Source organism: Solimicrobium silvestre (assembly GCF_002976435.1).
Classification (GTDB): domain Bacteria; phylum Pseudomonadota; class Gammaproteobacteria; order Burkholderiales; family Burkholderiaceae_D; genus Solimicrobium; species Solimicrobium silvestre.
Genome location: NZ_PUGF01000039.1, coordinates 23,930 through 30,439 on the forward strand (window position 1 = coordinate 23,930; position 6,510 = coordinate 30,439).

The window sequence follows — 6,510 nt, forward strand, 5'->3', positions numbered from 1 at the left end:
TTAAACCCTTCGTTTAGAAAAAACCGCTTTTAAGCGGTTTTTTTAGTTTAGGCTAAGCGTGTTAAATCGTTTTTAATAGTTTCTAGGACTTCATTCCAGTCCCCAGCATTTTTTTGTCGATATAGTTTAACGCTTGGGTACCAAGGGCTGTCATCTCTATTTAATAACCATCGGAAATCAGGATTGAACGGCAATAATAGCCAGGTTGGTTTTCCTAGTGCGCCACTTAAATGGGCCGTGCTGGTATCTACGCTGACAATTACATCCATCAGCTCACACAATGCAGCTGTATCAGAAAAGTCGGTGATTTCATCGCCGGTGTGGATGAAATTTTTATGCGACTTGATAATTGCGTCATCACCGTCGCGTATGTCTTTTTGTAAACTTACATACTGATAATCTGGCGATAATTGCGCTAGCAAGGTTGAAAGTGAGATGCTGCGGCTACGGTCATTTTTATAATCAGGGTTACCACTCCACACCAGCCCCACACGCAAGGTAGTTTTTTCACCCAATTTTTGCGTCCAATAAGCAATCTTAGCTTGATCAGTTGACAGGTAATTGGGCGCGCTCGGTATTGTTTCCGAATTTGTTTTAAACGCCAATGGCAAGCTCATCATAGGGCAGTGGAAATCATATGAAGGCAACTCAGTGCCCTTAACAATAATTTTGTCGACGCCTTCAAGCGTGCTGAATAAATTGATTAGCGGTTTTTCTACCTCGACAATAACCTGAGCACCCAAATGGGCAACTAGTTTTACGTAGCGGCAAAACTGGATCGTGTCACCAAATCCTTGCTCACTGTGCAGAACTATTGTTTTACCTTTAAGCGATTCCTTACCTGACCAGGTTGGGTGTGGCGCATACCGTTCTCGCAGCTCAGTTTCCCGCTCTTTCAAGCGCCATTCATAAAGAGACCAACCTTGTTCAAAATCTCCACTCAAGAGCAAAGTAAATGCTTTATTAAGGTAAGCATCTGTGTAGTTTGGGTCAATAGTAATTGCGCGGTTATAGTCAAAAATTGCTTTTTCTAGTTGATTGAGTTCTTGATACACCACACCACGGTTGGAATAGGCATGCGCATAGTTAGGGTCAATACTAATTGCGCAGTCATAATCCGCAATGGCTTCCTTCAGCATTTTCAGTTCATGAAAAATAATGCCGTGATTGGAGTATGCCGCAGCGTAGTCGGGATTAATGGTATATGCGCGCTCAAAACTGGCTGCAGCGGATTCTAGTAATTTTAATTCTTTATATGCAACTCCACGATTGGAATAGGCGTCAGCAAAATCGGGTTTGAGCGCGATAGCTCGGTCATAGCTGGCAATTGCGGCATCATATTGTTTGAGTGCGTAAAATGCAATTCCTCGATTGGAATGAACCTCAGCGAAATCCGGTTTGATGGCAATCGCTTGATCATAGCTGGCAATTGCTGCTGCGCATTGATTGCATTCTTTTAACGCAATGCCGCGGTTAGCGTAGGCGTCAGCAAAGTTCGGATTGATCGCAATAGCCCTGTCAAAATTAGCTATTGCTTCTGCATGTTTAAGTTGTATTTCTTGAATAATGCCAAGATTCAAATAAGCGACGGCATGCTTAGGATTGAGTTCAATAGCGCGGTTATAGCTTGCAATTGCTGCATCCGCTTGGTTTAGTTCCGTGAAAGCCATTGCGCGGCACGCGTAGGTTTCAGCATCGTTAGGATTGATGGCAATTGCTTGGTCATAACTGGCAACTGCGGCTTCTGCTTGTTTGAGGTTTTTTAATGTAGTGCCGCGGCTAGAGTAGGCTTCTGCATAGTCAGGTTTGATGCGAATAGCGCGATCATAACTTGCCAGTGCCGCTTCCAGCTGATTAAGCCCGAAAAGTGCAACGCCTTGGTTATAGTGAACTACTGCAGATTGGGGATTAATGGCGATCGCGCGATTATTACTGGCAACGGCTTCATCCAGTCGATTTAGCTCAGTGAGTGCAACGGCTCGGTTGGAGTGAGCCTCAGCAAAATCTGGCGAAAGTGCAATAGCGCGATCATAATTAGCAATCGCTGCATCAAGTTGATTAAGCTCTTTCAGTGCTAAACCACGATTTGAGTAAAAGTGCGGGTTATTGGGGGACAAGGCGATTGCTTGGCTAATTAAGTCTACTGCTTTTTGATGTTGCATTGATTGCGATGCAATAACCCCTAAAAGGTGTAGGCAATCGATCTGTTTAGGTTGAGTTTTCAGTATGTCTAGATAGAGAGCTTCTGCTATAGCCAACTGACCATGTTGATGGTGTGATAAAGCTTGTTGTAATTTAGCTTGCACTTGCTCGACTAAAGAATTGCTGGTTTTTTTTGTGCTCATTGAATGATATTTTCAGCTTGAAGATAAGTGTAAAGTCTAAATTTAACCCAAAATTTAGCATAGTTTAATGTAAATTTGAGCTATGGCCACACTCTTAGAATAGTAAAATACCCTGCCAAGAAATGACTGTGATTTTTATGTGTGCGGTAAAATCACTCTTTATGCAATTCACTGCGGATCAATAATGATAGAAAATCGTTTAGAAAATATTGAAATCAAACTGACTCGTCAGGAGGATTTATTAGATACCTTGAATCAACAGGTCTATCTGCAGCAAAAGAAAATCGACGAATTGGAGTTGCTTTGCACGGCATTAATTCAGCGCTTTAAAGAAGTTTCTTCCAATAGTGGCCAAGCCGGTTTGGCGCACGACAGACCGCCTCATTATTAAGGCTTTGATGACTGTGCAAACCAACAAAATAGAGCTTGATAGCAAGCACCGTATTTTCGCCATTATTGGCGCTTCATCCGGCAATTTAGTCGAATGGTTTGATTTCTATGTCTACTCATTCTGTTCGATTTATTTTGCTTCCGCTTTTTTCCCAAGCGGAAATTCAACTACACAACTTCTTAATACCGCTGGCGTATTTGCAGCCGGTTTTTTAATGCGTCCGATTGGAGGTTGGTTGTTCGGGCGGATAGCGGATAAGCATGGTCGGCGTATCTCTATGATGATTTCCGTGTTGATGATGTGTGGCGGCTCGCTCATGATCGCGTGTTTACCAACTTACGCGACCATCGGCGCGGCGGCTCCGATTTTATTATTGCTGGCGCGCTTGATACAAGGCTTATCGGTGGGCGGTGAATATGGCACTAGTGCTACTTATATGAGTGAAGTTGCGCTTAAAGGACGGCGTGGATTTTTTGCCTCCTTTCAGTACGTCACGCTGATAGGCGGGCAATTGTTAGCTGTATTGGTGCTGGTGATACTGCAACAATTACTGACAACAGAACAATTAAAAGACTGGGGCTGGCGTGTGCCATTTGTGATTGGTGCGATCACTGCGCTTGTCGCGCTCTACTTGAGAAAATCACTCAGTGAAACCTCTTCCGAGGAAAGCCGGAAAAATCAGGACGCGGGTACCTTGGTAGGGTTAATGAAGCACAAAAGTGCTTTGCTGACAGTGATTGGATTTACTGCTGGTGGCTCGTTGATTTTTTATACCTTTACCACCTATATGCAAAAATATTTGGTCAATACAGCCGGTATGAACGCCAAAACAGCCAGTGTAGTGATGACCTGTGCGTTATTTAGTTACATGCTTATGCAGCCGTTATTTGGGGCACTGTCGGACAAAATCGGGCGCCGGTCCAATATGTTGATCTTTGGCAGCCTTGCCACTTTGTGTACCGTGCCGATTATGGTTGCCTTAAAAGACATTTCAAATCCTTACGCGGCGTTTGGGTTAATTCTGTTTGCTTTGGCGATCATCAGTTTTTATACCTCGATAGCCGGCTTAATTAAAGCAGAAATGTTTCCGCCTGAAGTCAGGGCGCTCGGTGTTGGGCTTTCCTACGCTATCGGTAACGCACTGTTTGGTGGGTCGGCTGAATACGTGGCGTTATGGCTGAAATCAATTGGATGGGAATCAAGCTTTTATTGGTATGTGACGGCGCTTTGTGCAATCGCCCTGATTGTTTCTTATCGAATGCGCGATACCAGTAAAGAAGGCTATTTAGTACACGAACCATAAAATTTGAAAAATTGAGTAATTATTATTTAAAAAGGGCGCAATTACATTGCGCCCTTTTTTCTTCAGCGGATAGAAGTAGGTAAAGATTAGCTTTGTATTGAAGTTTAACTACCCAAGGTGTAATTTGATAAGAAATGAATGACGATATTTAGCATTATATAGTTGCTTATTTATTATCTTTTTATGCTTTTCAACTGTGGGTGAAGAAAGTGTTTTCATCATGCCTTTTTCCAGGTTAAGCGTCGCGGCCCGTTTTTTGCTGGTGTTATTGATAGGATTTATATTTCAGGCTGGCATTTCCGTTATTTCCTTATTGGATTTGAAACGTTCAATGATGCAGGAGCGGACTTCAGAAGTAAAACACCTGCTAGACACCGGCTACAGCACACTAGTTTATTTCCATAACCAGGCAAGTAATGGTCGAATGACCGATGAAGAGGCGCGCCATGCCGCCAGAGATGCGGTGCGTGCCATGCATTATGATGGCAATAACTATTATTTCATTTGGGATCTGGATGGAAATGGCATTGCGCACGGCGGTAACGTCAAGTATGAAGGTAAAAACTTTTTTACCGGGCCGGATGCAAAAACAAATCCGGTAGTCGCTTATATGGTGCATCGCTTAATTAATGTGGCACGTAGCCCGGACAAAGAAGGTACTACTACTTACCGTATCCCTAAAGCTGGGCAAACAATTCCACTTGATAAGCTTTCTTACAGCCGCTTGTTTGAGCCGTGGGGTTGGTCGATAGGAACCGGCGTCTACATTGATGACATCGATGAAACTTTCCGAATGCAGGCGATTCGGTTGTTATGGATATTCCTCGGAATGTTCACTCTAGCTACCGGCGTTACTTATTTTATTTGGCATGACTTGCTGTTAGCAATGCGGCGTTTGGCCGTTAGGATCGAGAGTATTACCAAAGGGGAGCTGGATAGTGAAATACCTGATTTGGATCGGCACGATGAAGTCGGCGTGATGGCGCGAGCTTTACTGGTATTGCGCGATACCAGTAAAGAAGTGTCAGAGCTCAAGTTAGATCACTTGACCGGGCTTCCTACCAGGAAGCTTTTGATGGACAGAATCAGGCAGACCAAAATTAGAAGTGCCCGGAGTGGTATGTACAATAGTTTGCTGCTGATTGATCTGGATAAGTTTAAACCGCTCAACGATACTCACGGACATAATGCTGGGGATCAGATGTTGAAGGAAGTGGCAAAGCGCTTAATTGCCTCGGTACGTGTCAGTGATACCGTTGCTCGTTTGGGCGGTGATGAATTTATCGTGCTGTTAGCAGATATTAATGAAAACGAAGCAGTGGCATTAGAGGTCAGTAAAAAAATTGCTGGAAAAATAGTCGATACACTCAATCAAAATTACCATTTGGGCCATATTACGCATCATGGCACCGCAAGTATTGGCGCTACGCTCTTTAAGGGTAACTCACTGGCAGCGGATGATTTATTGAAGCAGGCGGATATCGCCATGTATAAATCTAAAATTATGGGCAGTAACACTTGCCAGTTTTTTGAAACTGACATGAAAGCCACCGGTCATGAACAAATTACGCTAGAGAAAGAACTGCGGAACGGCATCGCTCAGAAGCAATTCCTGTTTCATTATCAATCTCAAGCCGGTGGAAACGGCCAACTCCTCGGATGTGAAGCATTATTAAGGTGGCAGCACCCAAGCAGAGGTCTGCTGGCACCCAGCGAATTTCTTCCGCTCGCAGAGAAAACCGGATTAATTGCGCCGTTAGGGCAGTTAGCATTAGATATGGCATGTGGGCAATTGGCACTCTGGGCGTCGCATCCTGAGCTGGCGGCACTCAGCGTTGCTGTTAATGTGAGTTCTATTCAGTTTCGTCGCCCCGAATTCGTTGAGCAAGTTTTAGCGGTGCTGCAACGCACTGGAGCTGAACCACATCGATTAAAACTGGAGTTGTCAGAACATCTTTTAGCGAATAATGTGCCATGCGTTATTGAAAAAATGTCGGTACTCAAGTTGCAGGGGGTGAGATTTGCGCTGGATGATTTTGGACGAAGTTACTCTTCTTTATCCCACTTGAATCAGTTACCGCTTAACGAGTTGAAAATAGAACGTGCATTTGTGCATGATGTTCTGACTAATAACAACGATGCCGCCATGGCTAAAATGATCGTCGCATTAGCTAAAATTTTGGGGTTGCACGTTATTGCAGTTGGCGTGGAGACGGAAGCGCAGAAAGAATTTTTAAGTGAAGCGGGTTGTGTTGAATATCAGGGATATTTACATAGTCATCCACTGCCAGTGGATGAATTTGAACTGCAGGTACTTAAAACTAAGTTGGGCTGATTCTGCTTTAGCCCATACATGGACGCCTCCCGCTTGCAAGTACAATTTGCAAATAATGTCATGACATAGTCGATTGCAGCCATACATTCGGTCTTTAGCGCAGCTACTTTTGTATGAGCTGCTGACGCACGATGAA

At 43.9% G+C, this 6,510-nt stretch carries 4 protein-coding genes; 3 read left to right on the forward strand and 1 reads right to left on the reverse strand.

The window, feature by feature from the left end:
- Positions 1-47: 47 nt before the first annotated feature.
- Positions 48-2,345, reverse strand: coding sequence for a tetratricopeptide repeat protein (locus S2091_RS23155; protein WP_105534348.1), 2,298 nt, complete (start codon positions 2,343-2,345; stop codon positions 48-50).
- 184 nt (positions 2,346-2,529) lie between these two features.
- On the opposite strand from S2091_RS23155, the gene S2091_RS23160 reads away from it, so the two are divergent.
- The 3 genes from S2091_RS23160 (at position 2,530) to S2091_RS23170 (ending at position 6,374) form a co-directional block, all read left to right on the forward strand.
- On the forward strand, positions 2,530-2,736 hold the full coding sequence (locus tag S2091_RS23160) for a SlyX family protein (protein WP_207769791.1): 207 nt from the start codon (positions 2,530-2,532) through the stop codon (positions 2,734-2,736).
- A 7-nt stretch (positions 2,737-2,743) separates the two neighbouring features.
- A complete protein-coding gene (locus S2091_RS23165; protein WP_105534349.1) occupies positions 2,744-4,039 on the forward strand; it encodes an MFS family transporter in 1,296 nt (431 codons plus the stop codon).
- A 220-nt stretch (positions 4,040-4,259) separates the two neighbouring features.
- Positions 4,260-6,374, forward strand: a complete 2,115-nt coding sequence (locus S2091_RS23170) for an EAL domain-containing protein (RefSeq protein ID WP_105534350.1) — start codon at positions 4,260-4,262, stop codon at positions 6,372-6,374.
- The last annotated feature ends 136 nt before the right edge of the window (positions 6,375-6,510 follow it).